Genomic DNA, 633 nt, shown 5'->3' with positions numbered 1-633 from the left:
CAGTGGTGCCCGGCCGCGGAGCTGATCCACGGGCGGCGGGCGCTGGCGGCCGTGCTGGGCATCTTCGTGGGGCAGGCGTGGAGCGGCATCCCGTGGTTCGAGGCCGGCGCGGACCCGAGCGCCATCGCGCCCTTCTCCTTCGGGTCGCTGCTGGGCACGCAGCTGCTGCTGATGGGGTGGGTGGAGTCGAAGCGGTGGGTGGACTTCTTCAACCCGGACTCCCAGGCCGTGGAGTGGGCCACGCCCTGGTCCCGCACCGCCGAGAACTTCGCCAACTTCACCGGCGAGCAGGGCTACCCGGGCGGCAAGTTCTTCGACCCGCTCGGCCTCGCCGGCACCGTCAAGGACGGCGTCTACATCCCCGACGTCGACAAGCTCGAGCGGCTCAAGCTGGCAGAGATCAAGCACGCCCGCATCGCCATGCTTGCCATGCTCGCCTTCTACTTCGAGGCCGGGCAGGGCAAGACGCCGCTCGGCGCGCTCGGCCTATGATTTGCATGCTGCCGGCGACCGAGTCAGTTCTCGATTGCGCGCGGGGTGGGTGAGCTCCTAGGGACGTACGGCTGCAGCGGATCAGACGCCTTGCCTCGCAGATTGGAGGCTAAAGAAGAGCGTAGCAGCAATCTACTGTCT

1 protein-coding gene is annotated in these 633 nt (G+C 67.9%); it reads left to right on the top strand.

Going from position 1 to position 633, the window contains the following annotated elements:
- On the top strand, window positions 1–492 hold a 492-nt coding region (locus CVM52_RS28250), incomplete at its 5' end, for a chlorophyll a/b-binding protein (RefSeq protein WP_133120028.1).
- Window positions 493–633 lie beyond the last annotated feature (141 nt).

This window comes from Pseudooceanicola lipolyticus (assembly GCF_002786325.1).
Classification (GTDB): Bacteria; Pseudomonadota; Alphaproteobacteria; order Rhodobacterales; family Rhodobacteraceae; genus Pseudooceanicola_C; species Pseudooceanicola_C lipolyticus.
The sequence above is the reverse complement of the archived record's forward strand: the minus strand, read 5'-3'. Positions and strand labels throughout refer to the sequence as shown.